The sequence below is a fragment of the Streptococcus sp. LPB0220 genome (assembly GCF_008727815.1).
In the GTDB taxonomy this organism is placed as follows: domain Bacteria; phylum Bacillota; class Bacilli; order Lactobacillales; family Streptococcaceae; genus Streptococcus.
In genome coordinates this window covers 213,555-229,914 of record NZ_CP044230.1, presented here as the reverse complement: position 1 = coordinate 229,914, position 16,360 = coordinate 213,555, and the positions used below count along the sequence as shown (strand labels likewise).

Here is a 16,360-nt window from a genome sequence, read left to right as displayed (position 1 = left end):
AATGACATCTGTCACTTGACAAAATGCCATCTTATTTTACTCTAAACTCCTACCTGTAGACTACTTTCAATCTCCCTCTGAATTTGAGGCAAGCGGTTCTCAACATCTTGATCGCGCAAGGCATTGCCAATCAAGTAGTCTAGCTTTTCTAGCACCTCTTTTGAGACATTTTTAGGACTACTTTCAACAGCTTGTTCCATGATGCGGTTCAAGGTCTGATTGGTCAGGGAATCCGTTCCAAAATCATCCACCTGCAGAAGGTCTTTACTAGAGCGACTCTTGACTACCTGTGGCATGACAGAGATCCCTTGGGATTGGGCAAAGAGGGTTTGTTGAATTTCTGGATCCTCTGTCAAAACTTGCATCAACTCCCAAGCTAACTTGGAATGAGAACTTCGGGCTGACATAGCAAAAGAAGTCGTCGTGACCAAGGTTGCCTTGGTCGTTTTTGACTTAGCCGGCATCGGGATACAGGTCCAGGTGAAGTTTGAATATTTAGAAACGTGGTAGGGATAAGGTTTATAGGTCCGATATTGGGCCAAGGTCATGGGATAGAAGGCGACTTTCCCCTGGTCAAAATCTTTAGAGCTCACCTTGTAATTTTTATTTAGATCTTCCAATTTTTGAAGAAAAGTCAAAGACTCTTTGACTTTTGGAGCTGTCAGCTTGAGCATGCCTCCTTGGAAGAGATGACCTCCATTTGCCGCCAAGGCTTCTTTCCAGGTGTATTCTGTGCTCCCAAATTGGTCCAATTGCCCATCTCCATTGGTATCTTTGGTTAGTTTCTTGCAAATCGTATAGAACTCTTCAAGGGTCCAACCTTCTTTAGGAACCGCGATGCCTTCTTTATCCAAGAGATCTTTATTGACACACATCAAAATCGGATTACTTTCATAAGGTAAGGCATAGGTTTGCCCCTGATAGACACCTGATTCAAAGGCAACGGGGTAAAAGGCAGCTTGATCTTTTCGATCCATATAGCCGTTTAACTTTTCTAATACGCCACGCGCCGCTAATAAGGAAAGATCTTGCTCAGAGACCATAAACACATCTGGTGTCTTTCCTGAGACAATCTTTTCAGAGAGCCAGTCTGAATAATCTGACTGCGGGATCCCATTTTCATACTCCACACGAACGTGGGGATGAGACTTTTCAAATTTTTCAATCGCACGATCCAAGGCATGGGAACGTTGACTGGTCGGCACATCCCAACTAGAACCTGCATACACGCCAATATGAAGCACGGTCGGTTGCTGTTTCCACCAATAAAAACTCGCGCTCGCACAGAGCGCAACAAGGAGACCAAGCCCCCAACAAAGATGCTTTCGCTTCAATTTCATTCTGTATTTCCTTTAGAAAAATCACGTCTCGTCACTCCAGTTTGGACTGACCAGATCGCTAATTGCGTTCGATCTCTTAGGTTTAATTTCGCCAAAATCGTTGATAAGTAATTGCGCACGGTTCCTTCTGACAAGAAGAGTTTGGCCGCAATTTCTTTATTGGACTCCCCATAGCCAACTTCTTGGATAATGCGCCATTCTGTTGTGCTCAAATCCTTGACATTGTCCTCATCCACAGCAATAGAGAAGTTGGATTTAGCCATTTGTGAGAAAATTTGAAAGACTTTACTAGCGATATTCGGGTTGATCATGGCTCCGCCCTGATACACCACCTTAATCGCTTCATAGAGTTCCTCTGTCGAGGCTCCCTTTAAAAGATAACCTGAAGCACCATACTTGAGCGCACTATAGATAAATTCATCATCATCAAAGGTCGTTAAAATAATAATTTTGATATCCGGATAGTGTTCTTTTACTTCTTTTGTCGCCAAAACCCCATCCATCCCTGGCATCCGGATATCCATCAAGATTAGGTCAGGATGGGTTTGGGGAATGCTAGACAGGACGTGATTGCCGTCTTCCACTGTGGCCACCACTTCGATATCGGGGTGGGCTGACAAAATAATTTTCAGAGATTCTCGAATCAAGGCCTGGTCATCTGCCACCATTACTTTTATTACCATCTCTTATCTCCCTTCTTTATATTTCGGTAAACTGACGCGCGTGAAAAATCCATCGCGGCTTTCAAATTGAAGCTGTCCTCCTAGGATAGAAATTCGTTCCATCATCTGTTTGAGTCCATAGCCATAAGTCAAGGTTTCAAACCCAACCCCATTGTCCTGCAACTCGATCAGGTAATCTTCTTCATCCTCAAAAAAATGAAGGCTCATCTGACTGGCATGACCGTGGCGAACCGCATTGGTCATAGACTCTTGGATCACACGAAAGATCGTATCTTCAATCATGACGTCCATATCGACATCGACCCATTCATAGTGTAAATCAACCTGCAAGTTGGAAAGCGTCTGGTACTCGCGGATCATCTTTTCTAAAGCATCTTTGAGGGTTCGTCCCTCAAGGGCACCTGGACGGAGGCGGTTAAGAGAGCCCCTCACATCCTGGATTCCTTCACGGACAACTTCTGATACGCTTTTTACCTGCTCTTTTGCCCGATTGGGATCGATATCAATCAAGACTCCGACAGCATCTAAGCCTGCCGATATCCCTGTTAGCGCGTGTCCCAAGGTATCGTGAATCTCCCGAGCAATCCGCTTGCGCTCTCGATCCTCTGCAATCTTCTCAGACAAGGCCATATAGTTGTTCAACTCCGTATTCACCTTCGAAACCATGGCCAGCTCTTCTTCTACTTCGTGGTTTTCCGCAAGAACATTCATAATATAGAACAAAAGCGAAATAATGAAGAGAACCATATTCAAGGCATAGAGGGAATTCTTTAAGAAAAAGGCCAGAATCCGGATGGAGGCAGGGTAAAAATGAATATAGACATCCAGAGAAGGTATCGGAAAGAAAAGCGAAAAGACGTCTGAATTGGTCACAAGTAGAATCAAGAAACTCACTAGGATAAACGCAAACCAATACTTGCGGTCTCGCTTGGTATTCAACTCTTTGGAACCATAGAAGATATCCGCAAAAACCAAGAGAATCAGCCCGTTATAAGCTACATTTTGGACCCACATCAAGAGCAACATCAGGAGGATCTCCAAAATGTTCCACTTATCAAAAATGGACCATCGACTCGTTTGAGACCGGTAACGACTCATGGAGATCAAGGCAATTCCAGCAAATAAGAGCGCAGACAACCAAAAAGTTGTCGAAGGCGCAAAAGGAATACGCTCTAAACGTTCTACTAATAGAGAAGCTTGCCGTTGGGCAATGATATAGTTGGTTGCTTGAAGATAGATGATACTGTTGAGCATCACAGCGATAAAATTCACGACCATCAGAATGGCCAAACTGTATCTCACACCTCTAAATTTTCTCATTACTGCCACCCATTCACATCAAATTGATCGATGTTTTCCTTTGTCATCATTTGAACCGGAATGGTTATTTCTTTTTGGTAGCTCTTCCCATCAGCCATATCTTGGATGACCTCCATCACGCGGTCTCCCATCTTCAACGGAGACTGGGCAACGGTTCCCACGACATCATCTGTCGAGTGCAGCAAGGCTTTCATATCTGGTGAGCCATCAATCCCATAGATCGCAATGGGGTGGGTGATTCCTTGCTCCTTGATGGCCGCTAAAGCTCCTATAGCTGAGCGGTCATTCAGGGCGACTAGTGTATCGATATTTCCCCCTGACTGCAAGAACTTACGGACAGCAGGCATGGCGATCTCCGTCTGCCCCTTGGTTTCTAGTTCCGAGATGATCTGATAAGAGCCATGTCCTTTGATGGTATCCTTAAATCCCTGTATCCGCGTATCTGCCGAAACAGTCCCCTTATGCTCCAAGAGCAAAATACGAGCATTTGAAGAGCGTTTCATCAACTCTTTCGCAATCAAGACTCCTGCTTGGTAGTTATCAGAGACAATGCTGGCATCCGGCTTAAAATGCTTGAGCTGGGTATCAACTGCAATAATCTTAATTCCTTGTTTTCTAGCTTTTTTAAGAGCTCTTAAAATGGGCTGACTATCCCCTTTGACCGGATTAATCACAATCACATTTACCTTTTGAGCGCAAAAATCATCGATCTGCTGGCTCTGCCTTTTTTCGTCCAATTCTGGATCTCGGACAGATACAAGAGCCCCTTTCTCATCGGCAATCCGACTAATTTCCGAATGAATACTTTTATAGAACTCATTGTTCATGGTCATATAGGTGACACCGATCTTGGTCTGATCCTTGATGCTACTGGTTTGACAAACGGCATAGATCCACAAGAGGATGCAGGCCACTGGAATCACCAGTAAAACCCGTTTTATCAGCCATTTCAACCGTTCTTTTCTTTCTTCTTTCCCCTTCAAACTCCGTTCCTTTTCTGAAAATTTTGAATATATATTACTTTATTTTACTACTTTTTCAAGAAAAGTGCTGGCTTTTATTGTACAGATGCATATTTTTGATTCATTTTAAAAAGAGTAGTTCCCGAATGAAATCCCTAGCAAGTATCAAAAAAGCTGGTCTATAAACGAACCAGCTTTCTTTTTTTGTTTCTAAAAAGGAAGATCTTCCTCCTCTAAAATGATGTCGGCTAAATCTCCCGTTCCACCATTTTCACGCATCGCTCGCTGAGCGCGGCTCTCTAATAACTGAAAACTTTGGCAGAGGACCTCTGTCACATACTGCATGATGCCATTTTTCTCGTAGCGGCGCGTCCGAATCTCTCCATCCAAAGAGATCAAACTCCCTTTGCTGGCATAACTAGCCATGGTTTCAGCCAATTTCCCCCAGACAACGACATTGACAAAATCAGTCTCTCGCTCCCCGTTTTGGTCCTTGTAGCGACGATTGACCGCAACGGTCACTCGGGCAACGGATTTGTCTGTGCTGGTTTTATGCAATTCTGGGGCCGCCACTAAGCGACCGATTAAAATAACTTTATTATACATCATTTACCTCCTATCTATTTATTCGAAAAAAATTTAAAAAATGGAGGTGACAAACCAAAATCAAAAAAATCTAGGATCCAAAACATCCTAGATTCTTCTCTTTATTCGTGCCAGTGACGAGCAGGATCAAAAGGTGTCCCTGCTACTTCTGCGTCATCTAATTCAATAATACCTCGTTTTTGAGGAGCATTTGGCAAGTGCAATTCACGCGGACTGCACATCATGCCATAGCTTTTTTCTCCACGAAGAGCCCCTGGGAAAATTAAGCTGCCATCCGGCATCATAGCACCTGGAAGAGCGACAATGGTCTTGAGGCCCACTCGCGCATTTGGAGCCCCTGCTACAATCTGAACTGTCTTATCTGGTCCAACTGCTACTTGGCAGATATTCAAGTGGTCACTATCTGAATGGGCCACCATTTCAAGGATTTCTCCCACCACAAATTTTGGTTCCCGATCATTGACCAAGCGTTCTGAAAAACCTTCTCTTTCCAATTCTTGGTTCAAACGATCCACTTGCTCATCTGTCAAAAAGACTTGGCCCTTGCCTTCTACGGCAAAGATAGTTGAGAGTTCAAAGATATTCCAGGCAACTGTTTCTTGGTTGTCCTCACGGTAAACGCGAGCCACCTTCCCTTTTCTCTCCACCGCTAGCTTAGCTTCACCACTGTTTTTCAAGGTCAGCATCAATACATCGCCGACTTGTTCTTTGTTGTATGTTACAATCATGTTCTTCTCCTATTTTAATCCTGCTAAGAATGCTGTAATCTGGGCTTTAGTTTTCCGATCCCGATTGACAAACCGTCCGATTTCCTTATCCTTTTCCAGAACCACCAAACTAGGGATCCCATAAACATCCCAGACTTTCGCCAGATCCATATAGGCATCTCGGTCAATTAAGATAAAGGTAAATTCGGGATTTTCAGCCTCAATCTCCGGCAAAAAAGGCTTGAGATAACGGCAATCCCCACACCAGTCCGCTGAAAAGACAAAGACTTTCTTGCCCTCTTGCTCTACATAAGAAGCAATTTCTTCTAGAGAATTTGGTGTAATCATAGTTTTTCCTCTTCGTACTGCAAAAGACCATCCTCATAGACAAAGCGGTAATGGCGCTCATCTTCAAAAATGACGCCTCCTACTAAACGCTCTTCACTAGACTCGTAGAGTTCCACATACAAGGTCGCAATCGTCCCCATAGCTTCCATTTGCTCCCGTACTTCTGCTACCAACTCTTCTTGAGTACGGAGACGCTTTTGATCTTTGGCAATTTTATAAACACCGGCCGCAAGAGCTCCTGCACTTGCTACAGCCAGACTAGACAAAATAATTTTTTTAGCTTTCATAGTGCCTATTGTAACACAAAATAAGCAGAGGGACAATGGTCTAGGCTGGATCTCCTCCTTCAGTTTTTCGGGACCGATTTCTATAATAACGCTACCATCCTTGTAGAAAAAGTGATAAAATAGCATCAGAAAGAAGGTAACCTATGACTGATTTATTTTCTAAAATCAAAGAAGTAACTGAAATCCCTGCCATCTCAGGTCATGAAGCTCCTGTACGGGATTATTTGCGCCAACAATTGACCCCTCATGTGGACGAAATCGTGACAGATGGTCTCGGTGGGATCTTTGGAGTCAAACACTCAACAGCTGCCGACGCTCCTCGTATCTTAGTAGCTGCCCACATGGACGAAGTTGGTTTTATGATCAGCGAAATCAAAGCTGACGGAACTTTCCGTGTTGTCCCAATCGGAGGTTGGAATCCGATGGTCGTCAGCAGCCAACGCTTCAAACTCTTTACACGTGATGGACGTGAATACCCTGCTATTTCCGGATCTGTTCCTCCTCATTTGACACGTGGAACAGGTGGACCAACCGTACCTGCCATTAGCGGCATCGTCTTTGATGCAGGCTTTAGCTCTAAAGCCGAAGCTGAAAGCTATGGGGTCCGTCCTGGAGATACTTTGGTTCCAGATAGCTCTGCGATTCTCACTGCTAATGGTAAAAACGTCATCTCCAAAGCATGGGATAACCGCTACGGCGTCTTGATGGTCAGCGAATTGGCCAAGAGTCTTTCTGGACAAGCCTTAAACAACGAACTCTATGTAGGGGCTAACGTTCAAGAAGAAGTAGGACTTCGTGGTGCCCACACCTCAACTACTAAATTTGATCCTGAAATCTTCCTTGCTGTAGACTGTTCACCAGCAGCGGATGTCTTTGGGGACCAGGGCGCGATTGGTGAAGGAACACTGCTTCGCTTCTACGATCCAGGTCACATCATGCTACCAAATATGAAAGACTTCTTGCTCACAACTGCTGAGGAAGCGGGCATTAAATTCCAATACTATTGTGCCAAAGGTGGTACCGATGCAGGTGCAGCACACTTGAAGAACGGCGGAGTCCCATCAACAACCATCGGTGTCTGCGCACGTTACATCCACTCACACCAAACCCTCTATGCCATGGATGATTTCTTGCAAGCGCAAGCCTTCTTGCAAGCATTGGTTAAGAAATTGGATCGTTCTACAGTTGATCTGATCAAACACTATTAAGCAAATCCTATCTGAAGCCCCGTAAGGGGCTTTTTTAGGAGGGAAACAAGGTTCTCTTGGAAACTTTCCACCGTGAGTCACCATTGAGCTCTTTGGCATCCACACTTCCCTATGGAAAGTATCTTAGAATATTTTATCTTCCATCGCTTTTCTGATATAATATGAAAGAATGAAATGGTAGGGAACTGAACACTCATCCTTGATTCTGTGTAGCAGGCCCTTTCCTTATATGCAGGAGTTTTACATGAAAAAACAAGCTTTTAGTTCTGAAAAGTATTTGAACTTGCAACGTGACCACATTATTGAGCGGATCAATCAATTCGATGGCAAGCTCTACCTTGAATTTGGTGGTAAGATGTTAGAAGACTTCCACGCTGCTCGTGTCCTCCCTGGATACGAACCAGACAATAAGATCAAGCTGCTCCAAGAATTGCGCGACCAGGTGGAAATTGTCATTGCCATCAACGCCAACAACATTGAGCACTCAAAAGCCCGTGGAGACCTAGGAATTTCTTATGACCAAGAAGTGCTACGCTTGATCGACAAATTCAATGAATTAGGGATCTTTGTGGGCTCTGTCGTGATCACCCAATATGCTGGACAAGCTGCAGCAGATGCCTTTCGCAAACAACTGGATAAGAGCGGGATCGCCTCTTATCTCCACTATCCGATCAAGGGCTATCCGACCGACATGGACCACATCATCTCTCCTGAAGGGATGGGGAAAAATGACTACATCAAAACTAGTCGCAATTTGGTCGTTGTGACAGCTCCTGGCCCTGGTTCTGGTAAGCTGGCAACTTGTATGTCCAATATGTACCATGACCAATTAAATGGGATCAAATCCGGTTATGCTAAGTTTGAAACCTTCCCAGTATGGAATCTTCCTTTGCACCACCCAGTCAACTTGGCTTATGAAGCAGCGACTGCAGATCTAGACGATGTCAATATGATCGATCCTTTCCACCTCCAAACCTACGGGGAAACAACGGTCAATTACAACCGCGATATCGAAATCTTCCCTGTCTTGAAGCGCATGTTGGAACGCATCTTAGGAACCTCTCCTTACGCTTCTCCAACAGACATGGGCGTCAACATGGTTGGCTTTGCCATTGTGGACAATGACGCTGCGATTGAAGCTTCCCAACAAGAAATCATCCGTCGCTATTACCAAACAATCTTGGATGTTAAAGCAGAGCGTGTCGGTGAAGGAGCTGTCAAGAAGATTGAGCTCTTGATGAATGATTTGGGCATTACTCCAAATGACCGGAAAGTGACCGTGCTTGCTCGTCAGAAAGAAGAAGAAACAGGGGAGCCAGCCTTGGCCCTTGAATTGCCAAACGGCGAGATGGTGACCGGAAAAACCTCTGATCTCTTTGGTCCAACGGCAGCCCTCTTGATCAATGCGATCAAGAAATTGGCGCATATTGATAAAGAAACCAAATTAATCGAGCCAGAATACGTCCAACCTATCCAAGGCTTGAAGATCAATCATTTGGGTAGCCGTAACCCTCGTCTTCACTCAAACGAGATCCTCATCGCCCTGGCCATTACAGCCATGAGCAACGAAGATGCTAAGCTTGCTATGCAAGAATTAGGCAAGTTGAAAGGTAGCGAAGCCCACTCAACCGTGATGCTGACAGACGAAGACAAGAATGTCCTTCGCAAGCTCGGCATCAACGTCACCATGGACCCTGTCTACCAATACGATCGCTTGTATCGTAAATAAACTCAGACAAACAAAAACAATCCCTGTTTTAGGAATTGTTCAGATTGAAGACAAAGTCTTCTTAAAAAACTTTCCTTAGGCGAGTACGGACGTCAGCGAACTTCTACGAAGTTCCATGACTAATTATTGAGCCTAAGGTCCCAATAATTCCGAGTGCCTGAAACTGAGTCGTTTCAGGCACTTTTCTCACGGCGGAAAGTTTCAGAATATGATTGAATAACTATAACGAGTATAATTTTTAAAGAATTGATTAGATTTTATTAAAGATTCGTTTCTCTACGCTCTCAACAATCCCTCGAATAGGGATTGTTTTTTTATGATGCAAAGAAGAGGGACTATTTGACAGCCTCCCATAATTGGCGAATGGGCTTTCTTTGAACAGGGTCCACAAAATGAGGAGCAATTTCATTCAAAGACTCTAGGACAAAGGCACGTTCTGCCACATAAGGATGCGGTAATATCAGGCTAGGACTGTAACAAATGGTGTCCTCCATATAGAGCAGATCTAGATCGATCACACGTGGCCCCCACTTGATCTCACGGACACGCCCCATTTCCTGCTCAATGGCCAGTAAGGTCTCTAATAAATCCTCTGGGGTCATCCAGGTTTCAACCTCTGCCACCTGATTCAAAAAGGTGTCCTGCTCCACTCCTCCCCAAGGTTCTGTTTCAATCCTTGTGGATGTCTGAAGAAGGCGAATGCCTCGATCCTTGAGTTTTTCTAGCGCCGTCTCTAGTTGCAGTTGTTTATCTCCCATATTGGTGCCAAGCCCAATAAAGGCCCGTTTTTTCTCCCGTTCGATTGTCACCGAACAAGTCTCTAATGGCAAGGGAACAGGAGCCCAAGGTTTTTTTAACTCCAGACGAACTTTTTCTACAAAGGCATAGCTTTCGAAAATCTTTTGCACCAACTGAAAGGCCACCGTTTCAATCAGATCGATCTTTTCTGCCTGCATCCACTCGGTCAACTGTTCCGCCAAGATCCCATAATGGATCGAAGCTTCCAAATCACCTGTGCGGGCAGCACGAGTCATCTCATAATCTACCCATAGGTCTAGGACAAAGCGTTGTCCTAATTCTTTTTCTGCTGGGAAAACACCGTGATAGGCGTATACCTCTAAGTCCTTGATCCGTAATTGATCCACTCTGTTCACCTCTTATAGCCAGCCATTAGTGGCCCATGAGTTTATAGGCTTCATTTTTTAAGTCTTTATCTGTCGCAAGCAGTCCACGCGCAGCAGTTGTCACTGTAGCGGTCCCAGGTTTACGGACACCCCGCATGTTCATACACATATGCTCTGCTTCTACCCAGACAAGGGCACCTTGCGCTCCAAGATATTCCATCAAGGCATCTGCGATTTCTACCGTCAAACGTTCCTGAATCTGTGGTTTTTTAGCATAAACTTCGACCGTACGAGCCAGTTTTGAAAGCCCAGCAACACGGCCATTTGGAATGTAGGCAATGTGCACTTTTCCATAAAACGGTAAAAAGTGATGCTCACACATGGAATGGAAGAAAATATCCTTCTCAACCACCATATTGTTATCAATGATTTCAAATGATTTAGACAGGTGCTCTTCTGCTGTCTGCCCTAGTCCTGAAAAGATTTCTTGGTACATCTTGGCAATGCGGGACGGGGTTTCTTGAAGCCCCTCACGGTTCTCATCTTCACCGACTGCCTCGATGATCATTTTTACTGCTTCTTCAATTTTCTTTGTATCCATATCATCTCCTAGTTGGATTTTTCTGTTTTTAATAAATAAGGTCGTACCTGGCTAAGGAAATAGAGCGATCCCGTTACAATGAGGAGCTCATCATCTCCAGCTTGCCAGTTTTGTAGAAACTCTTGCCAGTTGACTTCCTCAAGCTGATGGTTTTTCGCAGCAGCTCTTATCTCTTCTTGAGAATAGGCTCTTGGATCTTCAAAGCTCGTGAGGATCAAGCGACTATTTTCTAGTTTCTGCCACTGAATGAGCATCTCTTCTAAGGCTTTGGTCCGGATGCAGGTAAAAAGAATGGTCTTTTTTTGACCTGGAAAAAGTTCCCGAAGACTTGCGATCAAAGGCGCAACGGCGTGGGGGTTATGGGCCCCATCTAGCAAGATCATGGGATTTTGCGAGACCACTTCCATCCTGCCAGGCCAGACGACTTGATGCAAGGCCTCATCCACTAACTCTCTTGACAAGAGTTCACGCCCTTCTCTTTCAAAAAGTACATCACAGATACTGATCGCAAGAGCTGCATTTCTAGCCTGGTGATGACCTAAGAGCGCTACTTGATAGGGAGCCTTTTCTCTTTTGGAACTGTGATAAGAAAAGGATTGGCCTGATAGACAAGAGGCCTCTAGCTCAACTTGGTAATCTCTGTCATAGGCTGTTATCGGTGCCTGCTTCTGAATCGCAATACCTTCAATGACTTGGCTGGCTTCTGCTTCTAATTTCCCTAGAACCAGAGGAATTCCTGGCTTAATGATACCAGCCTTTTCACGGGCGATGGAAGCCAGATCTGGCCCAAGAAGGGCGACATGATCCAAACCAATCGAAGTGATCGCCGTCAGAACAGGCTGACAAACATTGGTACTGTCTAGTCGTCCCCCCATACCGACTTCCATGATCACATAATCCAGCTCCTCATGAGCAAAATAATCATAGGCAATGGCCGTCATCACTTCAAATTCAGTCAAACCTTGAAAGACGGCCTTTGATTGTTCAGCTTGCAGGAGCTGCTGGTAACTATCCAGGTAGGTTTGCAGGTCTTGATCTGAAATGGCTTCGCCATTAATGGTGATTTGGTCATTGTAATGGATCAGATAAGGAGAGGTAAAGACTCCAACTCGTAAACCTGCCTGCCTCAAGAGTTGGGACAAGGTAGCAATGGCAGAGCCTTTGCCATTGGTCCCCGCAACATGAATGACCCGACAGTCTAGGTGAGGATTTCCTCTCAAAGCCAAGAGAGCTTCCATGCGCTCCAAGCCGAAATGTGGATCTTGGGAACGATAGGCTTCTAGCCAACGAAGATCCAACTGATGTTCTTTTGTCTTCATTTACTTGTATTGTTTTAAATTGGTATCTGCTGCCTCTTGGGCTTGGAAAATGGCTTGCCCCAGACTGGCTGCCATCTTGTGAAGGGGAATATCATGCACCCGCACCACTTCGACTCCTTGACTGGCTGCAATACTCGTCAAATGGCTCGAAGCCAGGTCCCGATTCCAAAAACCAGTCTCCGTAGCAGGATCTGTCTCAAATCCAGCTTCCTCAATAATGTTGACCACAAAGCGTTTGCGGGAGACCCCTAGAAAGATCGGATACCCCTTTTGGTGAATCGTCCCAAGTTCTTGTAATAAGAGTAAGTTCTCTCGCTTGGTCAACCCAAATCCGATCCCAGGATCCAGCATGATACGATCCGTCTGGACACCAGCTGCTCTCGCTATCGCAAGCGAGCGGTCAAAGAAGGTCCACATCAAATCTTGAATCGGTTCTTGAGCCATCTGTTGAAGCTCTTGCTCTGAAAAGACTGGTTCGAAACCAAAACGTGGAAAGATAGTGGAACTTGGATGATGCGGTCTTGCCATCACTGGATTAAACATGAGAACTGCGCTCGCTTCATGCTCCGCGACGACAGCAGCCATCTTAGGATCTCCAAGAAAACCCGTAATATCGTTGACAATATCAGCCCCAGCTTCGAGCGCCGCTGCCGCCACCTGGGACTTCCAGGTATCCACTGAAATCAAGACATCACTTTCTTTCCGAATGGCTTTAATCACTGGAACCACGCGGTCAATCTCTTCTTGGATCTCCACATAATGACTTCCTGGTCTGGTTGATTCTCCTCCGATATCGAGGATCTGAGCTCCTTCTTGGATCAATTTTCTCACCTGCTGCAAGGCTGCATCCACACTCGTATACTTACCGCCATCAGAAAATGAATCCGGAGTGACATTTAAGATCCCACAAAGAAGGGTCCCTTGGCCACTCAGCCATTTATTATCAATCATTTTCGTTCTCCTTTGATTCCCTTCCTACAGCATGATTGCGAACAAAAGAGGCTAGAACAAGTGTTCTAAACCTCTGAGTCTACTCTCCATACGGATTTCTGATTTTTTCTGACCTTCTGTAGGATGGTTCTGCATCAAAACTCATTGGTACCTACCATTTTATCATAATTTATCATGGAAGAAAACTCTCGATACCGGCAATAAACAAAGGAGGAATACAGCTGGATAATAATAAGCCAGCGCATTCAAGGTCATGTGAAGGCAAATGCTATATTCGATCCGCTTGTAGCGATAAGCCACCCAAGTTAAGATCAAGGACATGCCTCCGTAAGCTACCCATTCCCCTAGGGTACTCGGTCCATGCAAGTACGTAAAAAAGAGAGCACCAGCTAGGTAACCGATTGGTTCTGCCCCTCGAAAGATCAAACGAGGGATGATGGCCCGACAGAGCAGCTCTTCTAGAATCGGAGCAACAAGGATCACGACCATGCCCATAGCAAGAAAAGGAGCATGAGATTGCAGTTCATTCAGAGCCGCTTGGTTTGCCGTCGTACCACCTGCCTCTTGTTTCAACAAGGGATAGGCGAGCAGGTTATTAGCCATCAACAAGAGAAGAAAAAGAAAATTTCTCCCCAAAGACGGCCAGGTTATAACCCCAGCATCTAAGTTCTCCAGAGGGCTCTTTTTGATGACTATATAAAAAATAAATAGCACCGCCACTGTCACCAAGAGAGTGAGGATAGTGACCCACCTTGCATCCATTCCTTCTTGAAGGGAATAAACCATGGTGATGAGGGGGAATTGTGAGAGAAAGAATAAGGGCACAAAAAGAAGGAGCCAGAGGGCATTCTTACATAATGGGTGCTTTCGAACAAATGACTGTATATTTTTCAATGGACAACCTCTTTCTTGTATAAAATAAGAAGACTGGGGCTTTCGCCTCCAGCCTTCTCTCTTTATTACAGTTTACTGATTTTTGAAACGTTCAACGTCACGCGCAATCACCAACTCTTCATCCGTTGGAATCACCAATACCTTCACACGGGAATCATCTGTGGAAATATCTCCGACAACTCCAAAGACGTTCTTTTCAGGGTCGACCTTGCAGCCAAACCAGCTGATTCCATTGATAATAGAAGAACGAACGTTTACTGCATTTTCACCGATTCCTGCTGTAAAGATGATGGCATCTGCACCATTCAAGACAGCCAAGTATTGACCGATGTATTTTTGCAAACGATCGATAAAGATATCGTAAGCCAATTTGGCTTTTTCGTCTCCATTATGCATCGCTGTATGAATATCCCGCATGTCACTAGAAGATCCAGAAACACCCAGAAGACCTGATTCACGATTGAGGATGCGGCTAATATCTTCAGGCTTACTGAAATCCTCTGTATGTTCCATCAAGTAAGGAATAATCGCTGGATCAAGATCCCCTGTACGGGTTCCCATCATGACACCACCTAGAGGGGTGAAGCCCATTGAGGTATCGACAGAGATTCCCTTGTCAACCGCTGTAACAGATACACCATTTCCAACGTGGCAGGTGATCAATTTCAATTCTTCTAATGGTTTTCCAAGAAGTTTAGCAGCTTCACCAGCTACATACTGGTGACTGGTTCCATGAGCGCCATACTTCCGGACCTTATTTTCTGTGTAATATTTGGTTGGAAGAGGGTAACGATAAGCTTTTTCTGGCATGGTTGTATGGAAAGAAGTATCAAATACTACAACACTGGTAATATCTGGACAAATCTCTCTAAAAGCCCGAATCCCAGCTGCATTTGCAGGATTATGAAGAGGTGCTAACAAAGACAATTCCTCTACTTTTCGAAGGACTTCGTCATCTACCAAGGCAGAATCATTGAAGTATTCTCCACCAGCAACGACGCGGTGACCCACGCCTGTAATCTCATCGTAGGATTTGATAATATCAAAGCGAATCAAATCATCCAACAAAATTTTTACAGCTTGTGTATGGTCCTGGATATCTAATACTTGTTTTTCTGAACGTCCATCAAATTTAACAGTTGAAATAGAATCTTTCAATCCGATCCGTTCAATCAACCCTTTTGCAAGAACCGTTTCCTCTGGCATTTGGTACAATTGCCATTTCAAACTAGAGCTTCCTGCATTAATAGAAATTGTTTTCGACATATATTCACCTCATTAAGCGTTTTCACTTCCTCTATTATATCAGATCTTTGATCAAATTTCACTATCCTTTAACCAGTTTTGGAAACTTTCCATGAAGTGAACCACTTGGTCTTGATCCTGGAGATCGGTAAAAGGATAAACAAAAGGCTGAACAGATTCTTCTTCTTGTTTTCGTAGGACGAAAATCGTCTTAGCATAGGCTGGATTTGAAAAGAGAGATTCTGGCAAGGTCAGCATGGCCAGGATTTGAGCCTTGTCTTTCAACCAAGCTTTTAAAAGATCACTCTGAGGACTCGTCAAGAGGTTGTTGGGAGCTAAAAAGATAGCCACTCCTTGAGGTTTCAAGTATTTCAGCGCCTGTTCCATCATAAGGTGATGGGCATAAGTATGCCCTTCGGAGCTCGCTACCTGATAGCGCTGTGCAATGGCATCATCTGGATAATAACCAATTGGTAAATCGCTAACAATCAAGTCACTTTCTTTCAAAACTTGTGGACGAACAGCGTCTCCTTGTGCAAAGACAACACTAGACTCCATCACATCTGCGATACTAGCAGATAGGTCAATCAAGAGATCGTCCACTTCCAATCCTAAGTAATCAATCTTGAGACGGCTATTGTTGACAATAGTCTCAGCGAGATTTCCGGTCCCACTTCCCACTTCTAAGACATCCAGTTGGTCGCTTTTGGCCAACTGATCGATCAAAAATGTAATGATAAAACCAATCGCATCTGGGGTGAACTGGTGATTTGCTTGCAAAGGCTCTGTTTGAGCAGCTTTCATAAAAAGGAACTGGTAGGCTCTGCGCCATTCTTCCTTACTTAAACCTAGTTCTTTTAATTTTTGGCTATTATTTTTGACAATGTCTAGATCTGTCTTGCCCTCTAAATACATGGCATTTTGCTCAATCAAGGCATCATAAAAGTTGGTCGACAATTCATTTTGAATACTTTGAGTGTTTTCTAATAGATAGGTATAAGCTTGTTCAATTTTTTCGAAATTCATGATTTCCTCC

At 44.4% G+C, this 16,360-nt stretch carries 17 protein-coding genes; 2 read left to right on the top strand and 15 right to left on the bottom strand.

Annotation, left to right across the window (positions count from 1 at the left end; all coding sequences use genetic code 11):
* Positions 1 to 41 precede the first annotated feature (41 nt).
* From LPB220_RS01330 to LPB220_RS01295, 8 genes are all read right to left on the bottom strand, one after another.
* Positions 42 to 1,340, bottom strand: coding sequence for an ABC transporter substrate-binding protein (locus LPB220_RS01330; RefSeq protein WP_150905158.1), 1,299 nt, complete (start codon positions 1,338 to 1,340; stop codon positions 42 to 44).
* Positions 1,337 to 2,023, bottom strand: coding sequence for a response regulator transcription factor (locus LPB220_RS01325; RefSeq protein WP_003004460.1), 687 nt, complete (start codon positions 2,021 to 2,023; stop codon positions 1,337 to 1,339). The genes LPB220_RS01330 and LPB220_RS01325 overlap by 4 nt, the downstream gene beginning before the upstream one ends.
* A gap of 3 nt (positions 2,024 to 2,026) precedes the next feature.
* Positions 2,027 to 3,343 carry a sensor histidine kinase gene (locus LPB220_RS01320; RefSeq protein ID WP_049522525.1) on the bottom strand — a complete coding sequence of 439 codons (1,317 nt, stop codon included), beginning with the start codon at positions 3,341 to 3,343 and terminating at the stop codon, positions 2,027 to 2,029.
* Positions 3,343 to 4,326: a substrate-binding domain-containing protein gene (locus tag LPB220_RS01315; RefSeq protein ID WP_061455740.1), complete on the bottom strand. Its 984-nt coding sequence runs from the start codon at positions 4,324 to 4,326 to the stop codon at positions 3,343 to 3,345. Before LPB220_RS01315 ends, LPB220_RS01320 begins: the two co-directional genes overlap by 1 nt.
* Positions 4,327 to 4,515: 189 nt before the next feature.
* Positions 4,516 to 4,911: a single-stranded DNA-binding protein gene (locus tag LPB220_RS01310; RefSeq protein ID WP_021154298.1), complete on the bottom strand. Its 396-nt coding sequence runs from the start codon at positions 4,909 to 4,911 to the stop codon at positions 4,516 to 4,518.
* 101 nt (positions 4,912 to 5,012) lie between these two features.
* The gene (ytpR, locus tag LPB220_RS01305; protein ID WP_150905156.1) at positions 5,013 to 5,639 is read right to left on the bottom strand and encodes a YtpR family tRNA-binding protein; all 627 of its coding nucleotides are present in this window, start codon (positions 5,637 to 5,639) and stop codon (positions 5,013 to 5,015) included.
* A 9-nt stretch (positions 5,640 to 5,648) separates the two neighbouring features.
* Entirely contained in the window at positions 5,649 to 5,966 is a 318-nt protein-coding gene (locus LPB220_RS01300; protein WP_013904499.1) for a thioredoxin family protein, read from the bottom strand.
* Entirely contained in the window at positions 5,963 to 6,253 is a 291-nt protein-coding gene (locus LPB220_RS01295; RefSeq protein WP_150905154.1) for a DUF4651 domain-containing protein, read from the bottom strand. The genes LPB220_RS01300 and LPB220_RS01295 overlap by 4 nt, the downstream gene beginning before the upstream one ends.
* A 143-nt stretch (positions 6,254 to 6,396) precedes the next feature.
* Between LPB220_RS01295 and pepA the strand changes: the two genes are divergently transcribed.
* Together pepA and LPB220_RS01285 are read left to right on the top strand one after the other, a co-directional pair.
* Positions 6,397 to 7,461: a glutamyl aminopeptidase gene (gene pepA, locus LPB220_RS01290; protein WP_150905152.1), complete on the top strand. Its 1,065-nt coding sequence runs from the start codon at positions 6,397 to 6,399 to the stop codon at positions 7,459 to 7,461.
* A 244-nt stretch (positions 7,462 to 7,705) separates the two neighbouring features.
* Positions 7,706 to 9,190, top strand: coding sequence for a DUF1846 domain-containing protein (locus LPB220_RS01285; RefSeq protein WP_003009791.1), 1,485 nt, complete (start codon positions 7,706 to 7,708; stop codon positions 9,188 to 9,190).
* Between the two features lie 335 nt (positions 9,191 to 9,525).
* Here LPB220_RS01285 and folK read toward each other — a convergent pair whose 3' ends face one another.
* The 7 genes from folK to LPB220_RS01250 form a co-directional block, all read right to left on the bottom strand.
* Positions 9,526 to 10,335 carry a 2-amino-4-hydroxy-6-hydroxymethyldihydropteridine diphosphokinase gene (gene folK / locus LPB220_RS01280; RefSeq protein WP_150905150.1) on the bottom strand — a complete coding sequence of 270 codons (810 nt, stop codon included), beginning with the start codon at positions 10,333 to 10,335 and terminating at the stop codon, positions 9,526 to 9,528.
* Positions 10,336 to 10,360: 25 nt separating this feature from the next.
* Positions 10,361 to 10,915, bottom strand: coding sequence for a GTP cyclohydrolase I FolE (gene folE, locus LPB220_RS01275; RefSeq protein WP_031572633.1), 555 nt, complete (start codon positions 10,913 to 10,915; stop codon positions 10,361 to 10,363).
* Positions 10,916 to 10,923: 8 nt separating this feature from the next.
* Positions 10,924 to 12,234 (bottom strand): bifunctional folylpolyglutamate synthase/dihydrofolate synthase, encoded by a 1,311-nt coding sequence (locus tag LPB220_RS01270; RefSeq protein WP_070586318.1) that lies wholly within the window; start codon positions 12,232 to 12,234, stop codon positions 10,924 to 10,926.
* Positions 12,235 to 13,185: a dihydropteroate synthase gene (gene folP / locus LPB220_RS01265; RefSeq protein WP_070586317.1), complete on the bottom strand. Its 951-nt coding sequence runs from the start codon at positions 13,183 to 13,185 to the stop codon at positions 12,235 to 12,237. It lies immediately after the preceding gene.
* Positions 13,186 to 13,347: 162 nt separating this feature from the next.
* Complete coding sequence (locus tag LPB220_RS01260) at positions 13,348 to 14,079, bottom strand: CPBP family intramembrane glutamic endopeptidase (RefSeq protein ID WP_150905148.1); 732 nt, start codon at positions 14,077 to 14,079, stop codon at positions 13,348 to 13,350.
* Positions 14,080 to 14,151: 72 nt separating this feature from the next.
* Positions 14,152 to 15,345: an acetate kinase gene (locus tag LPB220_RS01255; RefSeq protein WP_150905146.1), complete on the bottom strand. Its 1,194-nt coding sequence runs from the start codon at positions 15,343 to 15,345 to the stop codon at positions 14,152 to 14,154.
* Positions 15,346 to 15,396: 51 nt separating this feature from the next.
* Positions 15,397 to 16,350, bottom strand: a complete 954-nt coding sequence (locus LPB220_RS01250; RefSeq protein ID WP_021154287.1) for a class I SAM-dependent methyltransferase — start codon at positions 16,348 to 16,350, stop codon at positions 15,397 to 15,399.
* Between the last annotated feature and the right edge of the window lie 10 nt (positions 16,351 to 16,360).

Bases quoted from the DNA above. Each gene is read 5' to 3' on its own strand.
- LPB220_RS01250 (WP_021154287.1), bottom strand. From the start codon at position 16,350: ATGAATTTCGAAAAAATTGAACAAGCTTATACCTATCTATTAGAAAAC.
- LPB220_RS01310 (WP_021154298.1), bottom strand. From the start codon at position 4,911: ATGTATAATAAAGTTATTTTAATCGGTCGCTTAGTGGCGGCCCCAGAA.
- LPB220_RS01300 (WP_013904499.1), bottom strand. From the start codon at position 5,966: ATGATTACACCAAATTCTCTAGAAGAAATTGCTTCTTATGTAGAGCAA.
- ytpR (WP_150905156.1), bottom strand. From the start codon at position 5,639: ATGATTGTAACATACAACAAAGAACAAGTCGGCGATGTATTGATGCTG.
- pepA (WP_150905152.1), top strand. From the start codon at position 6,397: ATGACTGATTTATTTTCTAAAATCAAAGAAGTAACTGAAATCCCTGCC.
- LPB220_RS01270 (WP_070586318.1), bottom strand. From the start codon at position 12,234: ATGAAGACAAAAGAACATCAGTTGGATCTTCGTTGGCTAGAAGCCTAT.
- LPB220_RS01330 (WP_150905158.1), bottom strand. From the start codon at position 1,340: ATGAAATTGAAGCGAAAGCATCTTTGTTGGGGGCTTGGTCTCCTTGTT.
- LPB220_RS01255 (WP_150905146.1), bottom strand. From the start codon at position 15,345: ATGTCGAAAACAATTTCTATTAATGCAGGAAGCTCTAGTTTGAAATGG.
- LPB220_RS01320 (WP_049522525.1), bottom strand. From the start codon at position 3,343: ATGAGAAAATTTAGAGGTGTGAGATACAGTTTGGCCATTCTGATGGTC.
- LPB220_RS01295 (WP_150905154.1), bottom strand. From the start codon at position 6,253: ATGAAAGCTAAAAAAATTATTTTGTCTAGTCTGGCTGTAGCAAGTGCA.
- folP (WP_070586317.1), bottom strand. From the start codon at position 13,185: ATGATTGATAATAAATGGCTGAGTGGCCAAGGGACCCTTCTTTGTGGG.
- folE (WP_031572633.1), bottom strand. From the start codon at position 10,915: ATGGATACAAAGAAAATTGAAGAAGCAGTAAAAATGATCATCGAGGCA.
- LPB220_RS01325 (WP_003004460.1), bottom strand. From the start codon at position 2,023: ATGGTAATAAAAGTAATGGTGGCAGATGACCAGGCCTTGATTCGAGAA.
- LPB220_RS01285 (WP_003009791.1), top strand. From the start codon at position 7,706: ATGAAAAAACAAGCTTTTAGTTCTGAAAAGTATTTGAACTTGCAACGT.